The sequence below is a fragment of the Bacillus sp. z33 genome (assembly GCF_058313615.1).
This window is the reverse complement of the sequence record NZ_JBZFQN010000001.1, coordinates 444,887-464,848: the sequence shown is the minus strand read 5'-3', so window position 1 is coordinate 464,848 and position 19,962 is coordinate 444,887. Positions and strand designations below refer to the sequence as shown.

Genomic DNA, 19,962 nt, shown 5'->3' with positions numbered 1-19,962 from the left:
AGGATGACAGTGATCAACAAAATCAATTTGATCAAAATAATCAACATAGTGGTGTTCCTTGCGCTGTTTGGAATTGTTGTGATTATCTCACAGCTTGGGTCAGTCCACTTGTTCAATTTGAATAATAGCCCTGTAATAGGTGGTGGAGTAAAGAAGGAAGCAGCTCTTTCTCCAGCAGAAATACAAACAATACATCAGGATAATATTCTGCTTGTCTATGATCCGAATATTAAAGAGAGTTCTGATTTAATGAGCAATTTCGAGAAGACTTTGGCTTACTTGAAAAAGACATATACTACAGTTTCTGTATCACAAACACCATCAAATCTTCAAGATTATAAAAATATCATCATCTTGACTCCGAAGCTGGAGTCGATTAAGGACTTCCCCCTCATTACCAACTATGTTTCCGATGGAGGAGAAGTGTTTTTTGGAATAAGACCCGATGCAGATTCAACTATATATGAGCGTTATCATGGCATTCTTGGCATCAATGAGTCAGCGGCGGATACTTCATACAGAGATACTTCGAATATCAAGATGGAATCGGATTTGCTGTTAAAATCAAAGGGATTGAAGTTTCAGGATGAGATTGTCTTTTCCAATTCCGTGCTGGATATTAGCTTGAAGGAAAATAGCAAGGTTTTAGCGGTTGCCGGCAATCACATTCCATTTATTTGGAGCACACCGTATGGAAAAGGAACTTTCATGGTGTTCAATGGAACAATGCTGGATCATGAAATGAACCGTGGATTCATTGCGGGAGCGCTAAGCTATTTAAATAATAATTTCATTTACCCCATTATAAACTCAAAAGTAATGTATATAGACGACTTCCCGGCCCCTTTTCCAGAGGGGACAAATGAGATTATTTATAGGGAATATAAAATGGATATTAAAAGCTTTTTCCATATGGTTTGGTGGCCGGATATGCTGAAGGCAGCAAAGGAATATGACGTAAAATATACAGCAGGAATGATTGAGAGCTATAACGATGATGTCGACGGCCCTTTTAATGAGCGGTTATCGGAAGAGAACTTAAAAATATTCGGGCGTGATTTGATTCAGATGGGTGGCGAGCTGGCTGTTCACGGATATAATCATCAATCATTAACGATGGATCAAAAGCAGGTGGATCGCCTGGGATACACTGCTTGGAAAGATAAAAAGGATATGGTCAATTCTTTGAAGGAACTGGATCAATTTGTACAAGATGTGTTTCCGGGACATACCTTTAAAACGTATATTCCTCCATCGAATGTATTAAGCGAAGATGGAAAGAAAGCGATTCAAGAAGCCATCCCTTCAATCACCAATTTTGCTTCTCTTCTTATACCTGACGATAAGGCTATTGCATACATTCAAGAGTATCAATATTCAGGTCAATATTATGAAATACCGAGATTAACCTCAGATTACCATTACCAGGATGAAGTTCAATGGATTGTAGCTAATGGGGCAACATTATATGGGGCGTTTTCACATTTCGTCCATCCCGATGATATTTTAGATGAGGAGCGGAATGAAAATAAAAGATGGGCTGATATGTCGGCGAATTACAGTAAAATGCTTAAGGATGTCAAAGGAAAATACCCATGGATGAAAAGTCAAACGGCTTCAAAAAGTACTGAGTCATTAAGGAAATATCAGGATGCGCAAGTATTTATTTCAGAGAGTGACCAAAAAGTAGAAGGATATATAAATGGTTTTCAAGGGGAGTTGGATTTTGTTTTCCGCAGTGATAAAAAAATTGCTGATTCCAAGGGCTGTAAGGTAAAAAAAATAGATGGTGATCATTATTTGATACGTGCTCTATCATCTAAGTTCACTATTGAACTGGAGGATGTATGATGAGAATATGCCTGATTGCAGAAGGTTCCTATCCATATGTTGTCGGGGGAGTCTCGAGCTGGGTACAATCCTTGATTACGGCAATGCCTGAGCATGAATTTATTATTTATGCCATTGGCGCAGACGAAAAAGACAAGGGGAAATTCAAATACGAACTACCAGCGAACCTGATTGAAGTGCGGGAAATCTTTTTAAACATCGGGATGGCATGGTCTGGAAGGCAAGGTAAAGGAAATATACTGGCGGAATGGGAGAAACAAGCAATAAAATCTTTACTGGTCAGTGATCATGGAAACTGGGAGGCATTGTTTTCTATCTTCTTTAAAGGGAGACATAGGAAATTCCAATCAGCTGCTGAACTTGTTACAAGCCGGGATTTCTTAGATATTGTTAAAGAGTTATGCATCGAGTCATACTTTGAACTGCCTTTCACCCAGTTATACTGGTCTGTAAGATCGATGCTATTACCTTTAATATCTGTTCTTTCTTATCCTCCTCCGAAAGCTGACCTGTATCATAGCATTTCAACAGGATATGCAGGCATCGTCGGTTCATATTGTAAACATTATTATGGAAGCCCATATGTCCTTACCGAGCACGGGATTTATACAAGAGAGCGTGAGGAAGAAATTATTAAATCAGATCAAATTAAAGGACCGCTGAAAACGCTTTGGATTAAATATTTCCATAGTTTATCGAAAGGTGCCTATGTATCAGCAAATCAAGTCGTTACATTATTCAATGCAAATAGGGAAATCCAGCTTGAAATGGGCTGCCCAGAAGAAAAGACATGTATCATACCCAACGGTGTACACCTTGATGATTATTTAGACTTGCAGCAAAAGACCGGAGAAGACAAACAATTTGTAGACATCGGGGCTGTGGTCAGGGTAGTGCCGATTAAAGATATAAAAACGATGATTCAAAGCTTCGCGATTGTGAAAAGAAAGATTCCAAACGCCAGATTTTACATTATGGGCCCAGTTGATGAAGACAAGGAATATTACGAGGAATGCTTGCAATTAGTGAATTTTTTAGGTCTTCGAGACATTCAGTTTACTGGAACGGTGAATGTTAAGGAGCACATTGGAAAAATGGATTTACTGGTTCTTTCAAGCATCAGTGAGGGGCAGCCACTTGTCCTGCTTGAAGGTATGGCAAGTGGAAAGCCGTTTGTCTGTACAGATGTTGGTAGTTGTAAGGAGTTGTTGTATGGCAGGGAGGATTCATTTGGCCAGGCTGGATATGTGGTCTCGGTTATGGATTCTGTGGGAATGGCACAGGAAATCATCAGACTTGCACAAAATCCTCCCCTTCGAACGAGAATGGGGGAGAGCGGACGCTGGCGTATGGATGTCCTTTACTCCTGGGAAAATTTCATTGAGCAATACCGGAAAATTTATGGGAATAGGGGTTATTTGAATGGCAGGGATAGGATTCCAACTCAAAAAATTAGTAGATAACAGGAAGAATTATGGTGGTCTCAGAGCTTTTACCTATTCTTCGGTCATCATTTCTGGTCCAATGATTTTATGTATAATCCAGTTACTGATTGGCCAAAAGCTATTAATGGATTCAGGATCAACCTTTGTGGAGCGTGAACTCTTATTAACCGGGACCATGTACAGCTTTGTATTTTCACAAGTAATAACCGGGGGTTTCTTAATGGTTGTTACAAGATATGTATCAGATCAAATCTATTTAGAGAAGGAAGGAAATATTCTGTCCTCCCTCTATGGTGTCATAGCGATTCTAGTTTTAATTGGAGGCTTGGCCTCGATTGCTTTTTATGCCTTATCCCCATTAAGTATGGTCTTTAAAATAGTTGCATATCTATTTTTTATGGAATTGCTGATAGTAAATATACTGGCGATTTATATATCGGCAGTTAAGAAATATATGCAAATAGTTAAGGCATATGGAATCGGTGCTCTCACGGCAGGTATTTCAATGTGGCTCTGCCTGCAGCTAATGGATTATCTTAAAGCTGAGCATTTGATGGCTTGTATGGCTGCAGGATTTATCGTAGCCATTGTTTTCCTCATAAAAAGTATTAAAGAACGCTTTCCTAAAGCCAATAATAACTCCTTTGATTTTCTGTCCTATATACAACATTACCCATCACTATTTTTTATTGGTTTGTTTTACTCCATATCATTGTTTAGCCATATTTTTATTGTCTGGGGCAGCGATATTCAAGCGGTAGTTAGTAATACGTTTGTAATGGCTCCATTCTATGATGTACCAGTCTTCTATGCTTATTTATCTATTATTCCTGCGATGGTTGTATTTGTTGTTTCAATGGAAACATCGTTTTATAAAGTTTATAAAAGGTACTATGAAAAAGTAAGCGGCGAATATTCTTTGGGCCAAATAAATGAAGCGAAAACTAAAATGTTCCAAGTGTTAACCCGTGAATTAGTCTATATCGTGGAAATCCAAATGGTCTTTACTATCCTGGCAATTGCTCTTGGTATAACCGTCATACCATTATCAACAGAACAAATTCACATTTATAATATATTGGTAATTGGAAATTACTTCTTCATCATCATGTTTATCTTAATGCAAATCTTGCTTTATTTCGATGATCGAAAAGGTGTGCTACTTGTCATAGCCAGTTATATGGTTATTAGTATGATGAGCATGATTACAGTAATTCTTATAGGAGGCAATTATGGATTGGCTGGTTTCTGCTCAGGATTAACTGGCCTGGTTATCGCCTTATGGAGAATTTTTCATTATGGTAAAAATATTGATTACTATACGTATTGTACTCAACCACTGTTTGCTAATAAAAAAATCAACTTTTTAACCAGGGTGGCAAATCGAATGAATGAGATAAATGGAGAGGGGAGGGGGAATTAATTTTCTCCCTGCCTCTTTATTCAGGGTATATATAAACTCTTTTAGGCTTTTATACATTAGAGAATGAAGGGGAACATGGAGTGAGTAAATATATGGTTTTCGTGCTTAGTGCTACAATTCTGATGCTGGTATTTATATATCATGACCAAAAGTTCAATGATGAAAAGAAAGGCGAACCCAATGAACCCATCATTAATCCGTTCATGGGGTTTGCGCCCCCTGCAGAGGGTGGACCATACAAGCAAGCCCATTCCCTCGTTTATGCTAATTTTACTTGGAAGGAGCTTGAGCCGGAAAAAGGAGTTTATGACTTCGATAAAATAGAAGAAAAATTTAATTTTGACTATTGGAAAACGAATAATAAGAGATTGATTTTCCGGGTAGTCTTAGATTATCCCGGAAAAGCGGGCCATATGGATATACCCGAATGGCTTTATGATGAATTGGATGCAGATGGTGATTGGTATGAGCATGAGTGGGGCAATGGTTTCAGCCCTAATTACAATAACTCAAAACTGATTAACTATCATGAGAAGTTAATAGAGGCATTGGCTGAACGATATAATCAGGATTCTTTCATTGCATTTATAGAATTAGGGAGTTTAGGCCATTGGGGAGAATGGCATACTTTGCAGGAGGAAGGGGTTTATATTCCTTTTCCAAAGCTGTCAATCGCTGAAACCTATGTTAGGCATTATATGGAGCGCTTTACAGACAAGATATTATTAATGAGAAGACCCCATCAGATAGCTTTGGATAATAATATGGGATTATACAATGATATGTTCGGAAGGAGGGATCACACCATTGATGAATTTAATAGCTGGGTCACCAATGGATATACGTTTTGGTTAACCGGTGAAAAAAACCCATCAATGATCGATTCCTGGAAGACTGCTCCAATAGGAGGTGAGTTTGCACCAACTAAGGAGTGGGGGGATTATTTCTCCTCCAGTTCAATTTCTGAAACCATGGAGCAGCTGAAAGCAACACATATTAGCTGGCTGGGCCCAAGTTCACCAGCTTATTATAACCCTAATGAAAGATATCAAAATGGAATCAATCGCTTCTTAAAGAAAATTGGGTACCACTTCCGGTTAACACAAGTTAGGTATAAGAAGTTTTCTGAGGTAGGGGCAGAGCTATCTCTTGAAATGGAGTGGGAAAATAGAGGAGTAGCTCCATTTTATTTTGAGTGGCCCTTGGAAATATCCTTTGCAAACACGGAAGGAGATATTATCTATAAAGAGAATGCGTCCGCAGATATTCGAGAGTGGCTTCCAGGTCGGCATTCAATTGGAGAATTCATTTCAATCCCTCATGATTTAAAGAAAGGTGTCTATCAGGTTAATGTAGCTATACTTGACCCAGAGCTAATGGAACCGGCAATTCATTTGGAAATGGAAGGAAAGAGGGATGATTTGAGGTATACGATAGGGGAGTTAACGATCAGATAGAAATATCAGGTAGAAATCATATTTTTTCCCTTGGAAGATAGAATATTTACCTGCATGAAGCATGAAATCCCTACTGATTATTTGTAAAACACACTCCTTTTGTGAAGTGCTTCCTTTTAAGAAGAAAGTGGAATATAAAAATAATTTATGCGGCTTGAGCCCTGAATTTCAGAGAGCTCAAGCCGCTCAATTTTTCTTGATAGTTATCTGAATTATAAAACGAAATATATCCTTTGCTTTTTTTATCTTCATATTTATCTATTAAGTAATTCTCAAAAAAGGTAATTAATTTTCCAATATTGGATTATTCTAGAACCCGCTTTATAGACCCTGGCTACCTCGTTAAGATTGAATTGGTTATTTTAATTGTAATTGGCTTCTTTGATCTTTATTCTTTTTAAATATTTGCTCATAAAAAACTCCCCAATTGATTGAGGAGCATATTAACTATAACCAACTAATTTTACCGTTATTACCTGTTTTATCTAAAAATGTTGTTAGCACTTATTTAGCATTTGTTTTTTGTACGCGTACAGGTTTGAATATAGACAGTACGTACATCACTAAACCTGCAATACCAATTCCTAAAATAGTGTTAAATGATTGGCCAGTGTAGAAGCCGCTACCGAAGTAGAAAATTTCACGTAAACCTTCAGAAGCAAAGCGGATCGGAACCCACGGGCGAATGAAGTTTACAAAGAAATCAGGCAGCATTTCTTTTGGTGTCATTAAAACGCCCATTCCCAATAACATGACAACCATGAATAATGTAATGGCCGGTTTACCAATCCATGCAGTTACTCCGGAGACTAATAAGAAGAAACAGAAGGCTGCAAACGATACGAATGAACCAACCAAGAAGTAGCTAGGCATATTAATACCAGCAATCGAACCAAGTGTTGCGATGGTAAAGCCTGAAAATAGGGCAATAATAATGCCGAATAATCCTTGCCCACCCATTAGGTGTAAGGCTTGTTTACGTGTTACTAATTCTTTTTTCAAAATATTTGATGATGCTAAAAATACAATGAAACCACCGATTAACGCACCTACCCAGGCAGGGACTGCCATTAAGGTTGGAGCACTACCGTTTGCAGTTGAGGCTGTAACAGCATTGAATATTTTTTCTTCAGAAACAATTGGGTTCACAAGAACTGCTGCTTTGTTCGCTTCGATTTGTTGACCGTCCATTTGTGCAACAAAATTTGAAGAGTATTGGTTGTTTAATTGGCTAATTAAAGCAGTTAAAGCAGTCTTCGCAAAGTTTGCACCTGTTATGTTATAACCTTGGTTAATATATACCTGTAAAGTTGCTGGAGAGTTGTTTGTTATTGTATTTTGCAATGTATCATTATAACCCTCAGGAATAACTAGGGCTGCGTAGTACTCTTTATCATCAAATAATTCTTCAATATCCTCTTCCTTTTCATTTGTAAAAGCTAGCGTAGGTTCCCCGCCGTTAGTGCCTTTACTCATTTGTTCCACTGCTGATTTCACGGCGTCTACATGTACGCCTTCATCATTTACAATTAGCGCTACCGGTAAATTTTTCACCTGTGGATTGCCTTGCGCAAATAAGTTTAAGGAGAAAAGAGAAATAATTAATATAACTGCAATAGGAGCAGCCCATGCTAATTTTTCTTTAAATAATCTCAATCAATGTCTTCCTTTCCTAGTAAACAACATATTGTTTAGTAATATTTTTCATTTTATAATCAGGGTGTAAACATAAGCAATGAACAAAAGTGAACAGATTGTTCATTTTATGGGATAGAGGGATTTTTGTGAGTATTTATGAAGAAAAAAACCGTAAAACTAAACAACTTATTCAAAGATCATTTTTGCGAATTTTAGAGAATAAGTCGTTTGAAGCGATTACGATCGGAGATATTGCAAAGGCAGCACATATAAATCGCGGAACATTTTATTTACACTATCTAGATAAATTCGATTTACTTGATCAAATCGAACAACAATTGTTTAGAGATTTAGGAAAGCATATTGACGAATTACATTCTAGCTACTCATCTACACTTACATTTGAAAAAGGGCAAGAGCAATTAGCTGCCACTCTATTCAGCTCCATAAAAATGCATGCTCCATTATTAAAAATATTTTTAAGCAATCATGGCAGAGCGGGTTTTCACATTCGATTTAGAGATGCCTTTTCAGAAAAGGTGCGTTCTAATTTAGAGAAAAACGAAAGGATTAACGCAAGGTTAAAAGTGCCTATAGAATATTTTTTATCGTTCATCACATCTGCTTTTTTAGGGTTAATCGAACAATGGGTTCAAAATGGTTTAGACAAAACGCCTGAAGAAATGACAGCCTTATATATTGATATTATTTCTTTTATTCAAAAGAAGTAATGAGGTTTTTAACGAATGGACGAAGAACAACTGATTCGTGCCTAGACAAAAACCCTGTGATAAAAGCCAAGATTCGTGGCTTTTTTTGGTTTTCCATCAACGAAAGAAAGAGCGAACGTTTGTTTTGAGCGAAAATGTGTTCCCTGCGCTGATTATCTCCTATAATGGAAATGAATGGCTGATTCAGGAAAGTCACCATAAGAAGAACATAACGGAGGATTAGGATGGCAAACGGGGAAGCACATAAGAAAATTAATCTGGTATTTTTAGCAATTGGAATCGGGGCCGTGTTAATCAGTTCTCAACACTATGTGCATGGAATATCCGTGATTATAGGGTATATCATCGGCACCTATTGGATGAACCCTGATTTGGATATCAAAAGCACCCCATATCGTAGATGGGGATTCTTGCGGTTCATGTGGATTCCCTACCAAGGATTTAAGCATCGCTCTATCTGGACACATGGGTATGTGATTGGGGATATCATCCGATATATATATGTGATGCTTTGGATCATGTTAGGAGCGGGTGCGATGAGTATCCTGACAGGTGTACCGTATGCAGCGTATATTGATTATTTAGGGGAAATCGTCAATCAACATAAATTGTCTTTCTTATCCTTTATTGTCGGAAATATGCTATCATCTACCGCACATATATTGACCGACCATGCTTCAACCACATTCAAAAAAATCTTTTAACCAAAATCCCTTTTCTCCCAGTAGAAAAGGGATTTTCGGCATTTTAAGATGGCCTGTCATTCGTTAAACCCCATAAGGTTCCCCCAAAGCGTTGAACATTCATTCTAGAGACGTTACCCATGGACCTTTATTATTTATCCAATTATTCCTTATGCTGAACAAAAAAGAATACGAAAACGAGCTAACTAAAAAAAAGAGAGGCAAAATCATTGAATTGATTTTGCCTCTTCCATTAATCACACAATACTTTTACTACTGCTTTTTTAACAGCTTGTGGTTGTTTCACACAAACACCTGGCATATGAGCATCTTGGGGCATAAATACAGCAAAACATCCTTCTTTCACGATAAGATGATTCCCCTCGCCATTCAAGAACATAACATCGTTTTCTTTTTGTTCCTCTACGACTTCTGTTTCTTTCTTATTTGTATAGACCATTCTTTCTTCGCCTTTAATGACATATTGGATGTCTGTATATGAATAATGAGCTTCCAAGCGGCAGTCTTCAATATGCTTTGTTTCATATTCTTGAATCATGACATAGACCTTGTCATTCTCAATTTCATACTTTCCTACTGGCAACGTTTGCAAATCATTTTCCAGTAAAAAAGCGAAGGCTTTCTTTAGTCTTGGATGCACTCCATCATATAATGGAGCATTTGATAACTGATCAATAATCATCGATGTTTCCTCCGATAAACGATTTAACTTATACAAGTATATAAAATAGTAACATATCCAGTAATAGCGATACAAGAACTTGTATACCAGTTTGATTATAGGAAACCAAATAACAGATTTATTAATAAGGTCATAAGGTTTGACACATATTAGGCTTCTTCAGTATCGGTAAAATTTTGATTAAAAAGATGAGTTTATCGTAAAAGGAAGGGTTAGTTTATGAGCGAAGATTTCTAGAAAACAGGATAAACTTCTAGATGAATATATAGTTAATATATCCGATATAGTTTAACTTTAAATGATGGGGCTGACTCAACAATAACCGTAAAATGGATTATTGTTGGCAGCCCTTTTCTCTTATATTTACTTTATTGCTGACAAGATGACTATTCTTTACGAAATTATACTTTTATTCAAAATCACGTGATTTTCTTTTCGAGAATTGTGATTGAAATTTAATTTTTATGAAGTATAAGTAAATAATTGAGCCGATGTCATCATTAATCCCGCCAAAGTTGAAGGGAATCCAGCCAAACTCCAAGATAATCCAGCCGATACAGCTAATTATTCAACCAAACTCCTATATTAATGGACTATCTAGTTCAATCTATAGAACAATTCCTGGATTCATGTAAATGATAGTCGAACATTTTACTGGAAAAATAAAAATAACAAAGCACTTAAACATATATGCGTTCAAGTGCTTTGCCGTAATGATCTTATTAATAATGCGTTTTATTATTTATCCTTACAGTGCATGGAAGCGACGTAACCGAAGGTCATACCTGGTCCGAGTGTTGCTCCTGGTCCAGGGTAAGAATGACCCATAATCGAGGATGAACAGTTACCGCAAGCGTATACATTTTCAAAGACAGTGCCGTCTTCTTTTACGACCCTTGCTAATTCGTCCGTCACAACCCCACCTTTAGTACCGATATCGCCTGGATACACTTTCATGGCGTAGTAAGGGGCCTCATTGATTTCAAGTAAATTTGGATTTGGTAAAGAAGGATCGCCGTAATATCGATCATGAGGCGTTTCACCTCTATGGAAATCTAAATCCTTACCATTTCGAGCAAATTCATTGAATCGATCCATAGTTTTGACTAAATTTCCTTTTGGGATATTTAATGTATTTTCTAGTTCTTCGACTGTGTTCCCTTTTAAAACAACACCATTATCATAATATGCTTGAGGGAAATCTTGCCCAGGGAAAAGACCAGTGAATATATATCTTTTCTTGGCTCTTGCATCTAAAATAATCCAGGAGGTGATGGCTTTACCGCCTGTTTTTTCATTATGTTCATACATTTTATCGACGAATTCATGGTAGGGAGTCGGTTCATTAATATAGCGATTTCCGTCTTGGTCAACGATAATCATATTCGGCAGGCCTCTATCTGCAACTAAGAAAAATGGCATTCCCAAATGATTAATGACAGTAGGTGCACCCCAAACTCTGTCCATTAACCCAAACTTTGCATTCAATTTTGCGAATGGTTCAATAATATCGCCAGTTTGACCTTTTGGTGAGCTTGTCCAGTTTACATCTTGTGGACTTGGAAGATATTTCTCTCGCTTTTCTTGATCTCTCGAAAATCCACCCGAACCAAAGATTATGCCTTTTTTAATTTTGATCGTTACTTGTTTACCGTTTTTGTTTACGGTAAGACCTGTAACTTTATCGTTTTCGTAAATAAAATCAACAAATGGTGAATCAAGCCAAATCTCACCGTTTAAATCTTTATAAGTTAAAGCCAATCGTGCGATTAAAGCTCTTCCTAAAGCCGCATAATCTTTTTTGAATAATTTATGCTTAATTAAGCGCCATCCCAGTGTTAAAGAAGCTCGTTTCCCTGCCCAAGATCTCGTGATCATATTCACTTTAACAAAATCTTGACCTGTCATAACAAAACCTTTTGTATCCATGGCAGGAGGAATAAGTTTGTTCTTCCAATCTTGTAATTTGTTTAAATCAATCACTTTTGGTTCGATTGACCGGCCGATTCCTTTGCCGCCTGGATGTGTAGGGTAATAGTCTGAATAATTAGTTGCATAGGAGAATCTCATATGTGGACTCAAATGGTGCATATAATCCAGCATTTCAATCCCCTTTTTCAAATACGTTTCTTTAATGGTATCGCTTACTAAATCACCAACAGTAGAATCTAAATATAATTTAGCTTCTTCAAAGCTATCGGCAACACCGGCTTCAACTAAATATCTGTTATTCGGAACCCATACACCACCGCCTGATAAAGCGGAAGCACCTCCAAAATGCTTTTCTTTTTCGATTAATAGTGTACGTAATCCCTCTTTTTTTGCAGTAATTGCTGCAGAAAACCCTGATGCGCCAGAGCCGACTACTACAACATCATACTCGTAATCCCATAACATGTATTTTCCCCCTATGATTCGTATCCATTTTCAAAATAACAAAACGGTAAAATACTAACTTCCCGAAAAAGAATATTCAGATAATTATATTTTACAATATTTAACACACATTATACAATGGAATGTACAATAATATTTGGGAATACTTATCATACTCATGAACAGAAGCAGATTTGGATTCAATCATACTTAATAAATAATGTAGAGAAAGAGAGTGAAACAATGATATATCTTAGAAAAATGTACAATTGTAATGCGAGTATTTACAAAAATATATCAGACCTTTAATAAAATCATTTTGCTGACCAGGTTTACATATGATAATAGGATTAGTAAGCAGGCGGATATCCAAAGAAAAGAAGGGGATTATCGAGTTTATTGCGTTCTGGATAGATGTAAGCTTTCTATTCGTTTTAACCTATGATTTCAGAACATCTTTATAATAAGGAATTTAAAAGTGTGGAATATTTAAAAAAGAATTTAAAAATTATATCATACCGGATGAAGGCTAAATTAAGATAGAGTCTGGTACAATACCAGACTCCTTTTGAGCAAGTTGTTTAATGAAATAACCGTGTCTTACTTTTGGAAACACTTCAACAGCGTTATGCTTCTTGTTCATAGAAACCAACTTTTTGTTTTTCTAATGCTTCCAACAAACCCTTTTTATCTTTTATTGTATTTAAACTAATGTTAATGGCCGGAAACCCCATTTTTTGATTAGCTACAAGCATTGTTTTGCTTATTCCGTTAAATTTATTTACGTACTCTTCTTCATTTGGAATAATAAATCCTATCATTGGTTGTCCTTGAACGGAATATAGTAAGCATCCCTCTATATCCTCCCAAGGAATAAATCCTATTTTCGGTGAATGGATATTGATTGAAATGCCTTTATCGTTAATAATAACTGCATCTTCTTTATTTATAGCTTTTTTAAACAAAAAATATGAGACTGGCAATAATATGATTGCTATTAAAGCAAATAAAATCCCTGTTATCCACTCTGTTTCAGTAGAACCAAAGAGCATCATCATGGGTATATACGTAAAAAAGATCCCAATCAAAAATGTTACAATTGAAAAAAACATAAATTTTGTTCTTGAAGGATAAAACACCATTTCGTTCATAATCAACACCTCTTCACAAGTTCTTGATAATATTATGTAGTTGTAAAAATCAGTTTATTATTTAAGTTTCGATTTTCTGATCATTTCCCCCTTTTTCATATATTCCATTTAATGGTAGAAGATAAGGCTGTATTTTGTCAATCGTATTTTAGTATTTTTCGTTATGTAATATAAGAAAAGGCGATGCTTAGCATGGGACGAAATAATAAATTCTATCGCTGAATGAGCTTTTCTAGTTTTTTGGCTTTGCCCTTTATTTTAAAAGAATATGACAGCTTTGAGACTATGAAATGATTGACAGTAAAGTAAGATGTGGACGTATATATAAATGGTTAATTTCTAATTAATATTTTAGGGATAAAATGGAATACATTAAAATGTTACTTATAACAGAAAAATGAGGTACTTTATGGAATTGTGGGATGTTTATGATTTAAATCGAAATAAGACAAATCGTACTTGGGTTCGCGGAGAAGAATTTCAAACTGGTGATTTTCATCTAGTTATTCATGTGTGCATTTTTAATTCCAAGGGGGACATGCTCATTCAACAAAGGCAATCATTTAAAGAGGGATGGCCAAATTTGTGGGATCTTACAGTAGGGGGAAGCGCAATAGCTGGGGATACAAGTCAAATGGCAGCACAAAGAGAATTGTATGAAGAGATTGGATTAAAATTAGATTTTCAGCACCTGCGTCCTCATTTAACAATTCACTTTGAGAAGGGCTTTGATGACATATATCTTATTGAAGAAAATGTGCAGTTACATACGCTTACTTTACAGTATGAAGAGGTACAAAATGTAAAATGGGCAAGCAAGGAAGAAATATTGACTCTGATTAGAGAGGGAAAATTTATTCCTTATTATGAAAGCCTTATTCAATTGCTATTTGATAGCCGAAAACAGCGTGGGACCAATAAAATAGGTTGACTAGAAATTGCTTATCCAATTAAAGAATCTACTTCAGCATATGTTGTAACAATCCAGTCCTAAGAGAAGAATCATGTTATCAACCTTAATAAAAAGAATAGCATTATTAAGATATTTTCATATGGAGAAGGAATCATGAGCATAAAGTAATGATTCCTTCTTTTATAGAGTTATATCAATATTTTTTAGTTGTTCTATCAGATGTTGTTTAGTCACTTTACCTTCTAGCTGAAATTGTTGGGGGTAACATTCAGGCTGAAAGATTTCTGCTCCGTTATCCATCCATTTCATTCTATAGGCTGTATGAGTATCATCTATCTGCATAAAAACTCCTTCACATATCTCTAAGTCATCATCATCTCCAAATTGAAATCGACAACATGGGCAAATTTCAAATGAAGGCAGATTATATTCATCATAAGCTGGATCATCTAGCTCATTAAACCCGCATACAGGGCACGTATAGCTCATCCGCTCACCTCATTTTTCAAATAATGATATTCAGGCAATATTAAAAGATACTCACACCCATTCAAAGGGAAGAGTATCTTTTTGTTTTGGTCGGCAATAGTTTGGCAGATTTCAGGCGCTGTCTTATAGTGATGCCAAACCATGCGGCCAGGAAAGCTTTGATGATGCCAACTGGTAAAAAAGGATAAATGCCTGTAACTAATGCTTCTTGCCATGAGAGTGATGCATATAGTTTTAGCCAGATGGATCCAATGGCTAGGGTGATAGACATCCCTATCAGGTTCGCAATAAAGGCTTGACGATATGTATAGGATGTTTTTTCTACCCATAACCCAATCAGAAAGGCGGTAGGAATGAAGCCGATTAAGTAGCCGCCTGTTGGGCCAAATAAAATGCCAAATCCGCTTGTAAATTGGGAGAATACCGGTAAGCCAATCAGACCAAGTGTTAAATAGACGAATACGGTAATCATGCTGAGTCTGGAACCTAGTATAGTTGTAACAATCCCAATGGCTAATGTCTGTCCTGTAATCGGAATCAGAGGCAAAGGGATGGTTACTTGGGCTAACAGACAGATTACAGACGCACACATTGCTACGAGAACGAGCTTTTTCGTTTTGTCTTGTGTCATTAATCCTCACCTCAACCAGTAAATAAGTAAACTAATATAGATGTAGGTTAACATATTCCATATGAAGTTTACAAGATTTGTATGATGGGGTGAATAGAGATTTAAATTGTATAAAATTTTTTGAAAATTATGGCAAATAAAACCAATATAGTGATATATTTATATGAGTATAAAGTTCTAGAATAAGGGGGATTCATTTGAATAAGAAAGCCATATTTATACCATTAATGACTGCTATTATTATGTTGCTGCTCTATTATGTGTACAATGTAAAACTCGAAATCACTTTGCCTGATGATGGTTGGGGTAGATCAACCAATTTGAAAGCTTCATCTAAATTTCCAGTGGATTATTACAGTTTTCAAAAAGAGGATCAGGTACACGTTTTTATGCCAGATGAGATGGATGTTTCTCATAAAGTATTCGATCAAAAATATAACATCATAAAAGAAGAATCCATTCAAGCCGAAGTGGTACCGGGGGATCCGATTTGGGCTTCTGAAAATCAATTTATTTATATGGATAATCATAAGTTAACCATCAACCAGGATGGAGCAGATAGGGTAATCGCTCAAGAAATCAGCTCTTTTTCACCAACCCATACTGGAGTCCTCTTTTGGAATCAGAATGAACTAAAAGAGTATAATGCAGACACAGGCGAAATTAATCATATACATACATACGAACAACCTATTTATACAGCCATCCAAGCGAAAAATAAAGATTCTATTTTTATAGGGCTACAAATTTCTGATATGGATATCCATTTTTATTCGTTGCAAAATGATAAATCTAAAAAAATCCTCGAGTATTCAGCAAGCGGGGGAGAAACGATTGAAAATATTGTTTATGATGCAAGTGGACAAAAAGCTACAGCCATTATCGAAAAATATGTCATGGCTCAGGGGCAAAGGGCTTATCAAGCATTGGAATTGAGTTTTGATTTGGCGACTTCAAAGATTGAAAAAAATGAGAAGTATACTTTTTATAATGAGCAGGATGGAACTGAGTTAGACAGCCCTCGCTATTTACAAATTTCTTATCAGGAAGAAAAACCGGGTATTTTATTTGTTGCTGAGGGTAATCGAGTGGGAAAACGATCCGGTTATAATGTTTACTACGCCACGCAGCAAAACGGTGCTTGGGTAGCCGAGAGGAGAAGTAATACGGAAGACACTCCAGCCAGGCCGCAATGGATTGATCAAAATTTTATCGCATGGCAAACGTTTGATGGTAAGGAATATGTGTTGAATGGGACAACAAATAATGAAAGCTACATCGATTCTTCGCAAAAAATAACAAGCAACGATTATATATCGGCTCTATATTATTTTATATCGGGCATATTCAGCGGCTTTTTTATGCTGGTGCTGGGGATGGTATGGCTTGTGCCTCCCCTGGTCTTTTACGGAATCCTGTCGTTTATCAAGAGTGATATTTTTGAAAGGAATGAGCGCAGTTGGGTGGAACCCGTGGGAATTCTCCTTTACGTAGTCACGATGATTTATATGCTGAATGAAGTTTTATCAGAAAGGTCATTCTTTGCGGCTCCGTCATATCTTAACTTCGATGGCAGTTTGATTATATGGCCATTACTCATCAGCATCGTTACGTATTTAATCTATCGATGGGTAATGAATCAGGATACTGGTTTATTTACTGGCTTATTTTACTATATTGGCTATAATTTATTAGTTATGACCTGTTTATTTGGGCCATACTTATTGTAAATACTGATTAGAAGAATACCAGGCAATCATGAAACGGTTGTCTGGTTATTTTTTCGTTTGAAACTCACAAAATAAAAACCCTCTAAATCAAAACAATTTAGAGGGAGAATTCATCACGCGGTTTGTATAAATCTATATAGAAAAAGGGTAAGTCCGGATTGTTTTGAAACATTCGTTTACATATGTTGTAATGACTTAAAAATTCATCGAATAAGAGAAGATCAGGAGAATGAAAATCATAGCAGGTTAGAAAGTCTTCCATCATCTTAAGAGTATCAGGATCATCCAATAGTCCATGAATATCAAGAGGCACTTCAAATTTTTCATAAAGAGAATTCAATCCGAAATCTGAAAAGAGTAAAGCTATTTGTCTTCTGTACATGATTCCACCTCCAGTAATAGTATGATGAATCGTTTTGCCTTTCAAACAGACAATCTAAAAGTTTTTAAAGAAAGGATAGGTGAGAGAGTGACAAACAGCAGGAACCAGGAGATTAAAGAGGAGAAACAACGGCTCGAATTTATAAAAAAATACATGCAGGTTGTAATTGATACAGCTGAGACCAACAAAGAACAATTTATGGAAAAGATGAAGGACATCTTTAAAGATGAAGACTGGGTAGAGAGTGCGGGATATTCACAACTTTTAACAAGTGCCAGTTTCTATCAGCTATCAAGGTCCGAACTGGAAAGTCTCATTAAAGCAATACCTAAACCATATTTTGCGCGGGTTGATTTCACTTCTCGTGAGGCTGGGGGTATGGAGAAGCTTTATTTTGGAAAGACATCCTTATTCCAGCGGGACAATCAGGAGCAATTGATTATCGATTGGCGTTCGCCTATTGCTAACTTATATTATGAAGGCCGCCTGGGAGATGTGAGTTACACGTCAGAAGGCGAAAGCTATGACGGTACTATCAGTTTGAAACGGCAATTCATGATTGAAGATGGTGAGTTGCTCGACTTACGGGATATCGATGTGACGACCGTGGACGAATTATTGCAGGAGTCTCTTGCCGGCAGTTCGGCAAATCGCTTAACAGAGATTGTCGCAACAATTCAGGAGGAACAGAATCAAATCATACGAGCGGATTTAAATAAACCTATTATAGTGCAAGGGGCAGCAGGCAGCGGGAAAACAACGATTGCTCTGCACCGGATTTCCTATTTTCTGTATCACTATAAAGATGTTTTTGAACCTGAGCAGTTATTAATTTTGGCTCCAAGTTTTTTATTTATTGATTATATATCAGAGGCCCTTCCGGAACTCGGTGTGGAGAAAGTAAGACAAAGAATTTTTCATGGATATGTGGAAGAGGTGTTGGGGAAGAAAATTAAATTAGCAGAGGATACCAAGCTGCACGATATCCTAAAGGATAAACAATTGGTGCATTTATCAAGCATGAAAGGTTCCTCTCTTTTTCAGGAGATATTGGACCATTATATAGAAGAAATCAAAACCGGCTTAATGGTGCATGAGGATTTTCGTGTTGATAAGTTTAAATTGTATACGGCCAAACAGTTTAATCATCTACTGTACAATGAATATACCTATCTGCCTCTTTATAAACGGATAGAAAAGTTAAAAAAGGTCTTACAAAACCAAGTTCGCCTGAATAAAGATGAAATGTTGAAAAAAGTGATCCAGCATTATGATGTGAGAATAGAAAGGGCCTTAAACTGGAAGGGCGATGAGAAAAAGCGGAAGCAATACATTTCGCTGGCCTTGGATAAAAAAGAGGCGAGAATGAATGAACTCAAAAAGGAAATCAAAAAAGCCGTCCAGGATTATATGCGCTATTTTGATAAGAGGGATATATGGACACTTTATAAAGCGTTGTACAGTGACCCGGATAAGCTTGTACAATACTCTGATGATAAGCTCAGTAAAAAAGAGGCGGAAGAGCTTTGCAAAAGCAGTCAGCACATCTTTTCTAAGAAAAAATTTGAGCTTGAAGACTTGGGTCCTATCCTTTATTTATACGCAAAAATTTATGGGGTCAAGCCGGAGAAAAAGGCGAAGAATATCGTTATTGATGAGGCGCAGGATTATAGTTTTATGCAGCTGCAAGGGCTTAAAACAGCTCTGGAGACAGATATGTTTACCCTGGTTGGTGATTTAGCGCAGGGCATTCATTCCTATAGAGGGATTACGGATTGGGGCGAAGTAAGACAGGCCATCTTTCCAAGAGCCATTTACCGCGAGTTGAAAAAAAGTTACCGGACAACTGTAGAAATCATGAACGAAGCCAATCGATTATTAAAACTGCTTTCTGCTTCATTTCCAGAGGTTGAGCCCATTATACGGCATGGCGAGCCACCCATATTTATGGAAATAACTTCTGATGAAGAATGGGCTGGCCAGATTTCTGAGAAATTAAAACAATTGAAGGAAGAAAAATTAAATACATTTGCCATTATTACAAAAACAGAGGAAGACGCGTCTATTGTGTATTCCATCCTTCAAAAGCACACCAACTTAGACCTTTATTTACTTGAAGAAACTACCTCAATACCAAAGGATAAACTAGTGATCGTGCCGTCGTATTTAGCGAAGGGTTTGGAGTTTGATGCCGTATTTGCGGTCACCTATAATGAAGTCTACTCTGCAAACCATGAGATCGATATTAAACTATTGTATGTAGTCATGACCAGAGCTCTTCACCGTCTGATTTTAATGGGAAAACAGAAACGGACATTTATTCTCTGACACTTGTTAGAGAGAATTGTCCGTTTTTCTG

General features: G+C 36.7%; 16 protein-coding genes. 9 read left to right on the top strand and 7 right to left on the bottom strand.

Features of this window, described 5'->3' with window-relative positions:
• Positions 1-9: 9 nt before the first annotated feature.
• The 4 genes from AC4G3L_RS02110 (at position 10) to AC4G3L_RS02095 (ending at position 6,176) form a co-directional block, all read left to right on the top strand.
• The gene (locus AC4G3L_RS02110) at positions 10-1,851 is read left to right on the top strand and encodes a DUF2194 domain-containing protein (RefSeq protein ID WP_491075322.1); all 1,842 of its coding nucleotides are present in this window, start codon (positions 10-12) and stop codon (positions 1,849-1,851) included.
• Complete coding sequence (gene pelF, locus AC4G3L_RS02105; RefSeq protein WP_491075321.1) at positions 1,848-3,314, top strand: GT4 family glycosyltransferase PelF; 1,467 nt, start codon at positions 1,848-1,850, stop codon at positions 3,312-3,314. The genes AC4G3L_RS02110 and pelF overlap by 4 nt, the downstream gene beginning before the upstream one ends.
• Positions 3,274-4,719, top strand: coding sequence for an exopolysaccharide Pel transporter PelG (gene pelG / locus AC4G3L_RS02100; protein WP_491075320.1), 1,446 nt, complete (start codon positions 3,274-3,276; stop codon positions 4,717-4,719). Before pelF ends, pelG begins: the two co-directional genes overlap by 41 nt.
• Positions 4,720-4,799: 80 nt before the next feature.
• Positions 4,800-6,176, top strand: coding sequence for a DUF4832 domain-containing protein (locus tag AC4G3L_RS02095; RefSeq protein ID WP_491075319.1), 1,377 nt, complete (start codon positions 4,800-4,802; stop codon positions 6,174-6,176).
• A 504-nt stretch (positions 6,177-6,680) separates the two neighbouring features.
• On the opposite strand, the gene AC4G3L_RS02090 is transcribed toward AC4G3L_RS02095, so the two are convergent.
• On the bottom strand, positions 6,681-7,832 hold the full coding sequence (locus AC4G3L_RS02090; protein WP_491075318.1) for a YhgE/Pip domain-containing protein: 1,152 nt from the start codon (positions 7,830-7,832) through the stop codon (positions 6,681-6,683).
• A 128-nt stretch (positions 7,833-7,960) separates the two neighbouring features.
• Here AC4G3L_RS02090 and AC4G3L_RS02085 point away from each other — a divergent pair, with 128 nt between their 5' ends.
• Positions 7,961-8,545, top strand: coding sequence for a TetR/AcrR family transcriptional regulator (locus AC4G3L_RS02085; protein ID WP_491075317.1), 585 nt, complete (start codon positions 7,961-7,963; stop codon positions 8,543-8,545).
• 224 nt (positions 8,546-8,769) lie between these two features.
• Complete coding sequence (locus AC4G3L_RS02080; RefSeq protein ID WP_491075316.1) at positions 8,770-9,249, top strand: metal-binding protein; 480 nt, start codon at positions 8,770-8,772, stop codon at positions 9,247-9,249.
• Positions 9,250-9,481: 232 nt separating this feature from the next.
• Here the strand turns inward: AC4G3L_RS02080 and AC4G3L_RS02075 are convergent, their stop codons facing one another.
• The 3 genes from AC4G3L_RS02075 to AC4G3L_RS02065 form a co-directional block, all read right to left on the bottom strand.
• Complete coding sequence (locus tag AC4G3L_RS02075) at positions 9,482-9,931, bottom strand: NanQ anomerase/TabA/YiaL family protein (RefSeq protein WP_491075315.1); 450 nt, start codon at positions 9,929-9,931, stop codon at positions 9,482-9,484.
• A gap of 738 nt (positions 9,932-10,669) precedes the next feature.
• The gene (locus tag AC4G3L_RS02070; protein ID WP_491075314.1) at positions 10,670-12,328 is read right to left on the bottom strand and encodes an FAD-dependent oxidoreductase; all 1,659 of its coding nucleotides are present in this window, start codon (positions 12,326-12,328) and stop codon (positions 10,670-10,672) included.
• A 605-nt stretch (positions 12,329-12,933) separates the two neighbouring features.
• Positions 12,934-13,458, bottom strand: a complete 525-nt coding sequence (locus tag AC4G3L_RS02065) for an STM3941 family protein (protein ID WP_491075313.1) — start codon at positions 13,456-13,458, stop codon at positions 12,934-12,936.
• A 409-nt stretch (positions 13,459-13,867) separates the two neighbouring features.
• On the opposite strand from AC4G3L_RS02065, the gene AC4G3L_RS02060 reads away from it, so the two are divergent.
• Positions 13,868-14,389 (top strand): NUDIX hydrolase, encoded by a 522-nt coding sequence (locus AC4G3L_RS02060; protein WP_491075312.1) that lies wholly within the window; start codon positions 13,868-13,870, stop codon positions 14,387-14,389.
• 162 nt (positions 14,390-14,551) lie between these two features.
• Here the strand turns inward: AC4G3L_RS02060 and AC4G3L_RS02055 are convergent, their stop codons facing one another.
• Together AC4G3L_RS02055 and AC4G3L_RS02050 are read right to left on the bottom strand one after the other, a co-directional pair.
• Positions 14,552-14,860, bottom strand: coding sequence for a hypothetical protein (locus AC4G3L_RS02055; RefSeq protein ID WP_491075311.1), 309 nt, complete (start codon positions 14,858-14,860; stop codon positions 14,552-14,554).
• A 61-nt stretch (positions 14,861-14,921) separates the two neighbouring features.
• Complete coding sequence (locus tag AC4G3L_RS02050; protein WP_491075310.1) at positions 14,922-15,491, bottom strand: biotin transporter BioY; 570 nt, start codon at positions 15,489-15,491, stop codon at positions 14,922-14,924.
• A gap of 197 nt (positions 15,492-15,688) precedes the next feature.
• Here AC4G3L_RS02050 and AC4G3L_RS02045 point away from each other — a divergent pair, with 197 nt between their 5' ends.
• Positions 15,689-17,221, top strand: coding sequence for a hypothetical protein (locus AC4G3L_RS02045; protein WP_491075309.1), 1,533 nt, complete (start codon positions 15,689-15,691; stop codon positions 17,219-17,221).
• A 97-nt stretch (positions 17,222-17,318) separates the two neighbouring features.
• Here the strand turns inward: AC4G3L_RS02045 and AC4G3L_RS02040 are convergent, their stop codons facing one another.
• Entirely contained in the window at positions 17,319-17,603 is a 285-nt protein-coding gene (locus AC4G3L_RS02040) for a hypothetical protein (protein WP_491075308.1), read from the bottom strand.
• Here AC4G3L_RS02040 and helD point away from each other — a divergent pair.
• The gene (helD, locus tag AC4G3L_RS02035) at positions 17,589-19,931 is read left to right on the top strand and encodes an RNA polymerase recycling motor HelD (RefSeq protein ID WP_491075307.1); all 2,343 of its coding nucleotides are present in this window, start codon (positions 17,589-17,591) and stop codon (positions 19,929-19,931) included. The genes AC4G3L_RS02040 and helD overlap by 15 nt on opposite strands.
• Positions 19,932-19,962 lie beyond the last annotated feature (31 nt).

Excerpts from the sequence above, each read along its gene's own strand:
- AC4G3L_RS02075 (WP_491075315.1), bottom strand. The coding sequence starts at position 9,931 with ATGATTATTGATCAGTTATCAAATGCTCCATTATATGATGGAGTGCAT.
- AC4G3L_RS02065 (WP_491075313.1), bottom strand. The coding sequence starts at position 13,458 with ATGAACGAAATGGTGTTTTATCCTTCAAGAACAAAATTTATGTTTTTT.
- AC4G3L_RS02060 (WP_491075312.1), top strand. The coding sequence starts at position 13,868 with ATGGAATTGTGGGATGTTTATGATTTAAATCGAAATAAGACAAATCGT.
- AC4G3L_RS02070 (WP_491075314.1), bottom strand. The coding sequence starts at position 12,328 with ATGTTATGGGATTACGAGTATGATGTTGTAGTAGTCGGCTCTGGCGCA.
- AC4G3L_RS02040 (WP_491075308.1), bottom strand. The coding sequence starts at position 17,603 with ATGTACAGAAGACAAATAGCTTTACTCTTTTCAGATTTCGGATTGAAT.
- AC4G3L_RS02055 (WP_491075311.1), bottom strand. The coding sequence starts at position 14,860 with ATGAGCTATACGTGCCCTGTATGCGGGTTTAATGAGCTAGATGATCCA.
- AC4G3L_RS02050 (WP_491075310.1), bottom strand. The coding sequence starts at position 15,491 with ATGACACAAGACAAAACGAAAAAGCTCGTTCTCGTAGCAATGTGTGCG.
- pelF (WP_491075321.1), top strand. The coding sequence starts at position 1,848 with ATGATGAGAATATGCCTGATTGCAGAAGGTTCCTATCCATATGTTGTC.
- pelG (WP_491075320.1), top strand. The coding sequence starts at position 3,274 with ATGGCAGGGATAGGATTCCAACTCAAAAAATTAGTAGATAACAGGAAG.
- AC4G3L_RS02080 (WP_491075316.1), top strand. The coding sequence starts at position 8,770 with ATGGCAAACGGGGAAGCACATAAGAAAATTAATCTGGTATTTTTAGCA.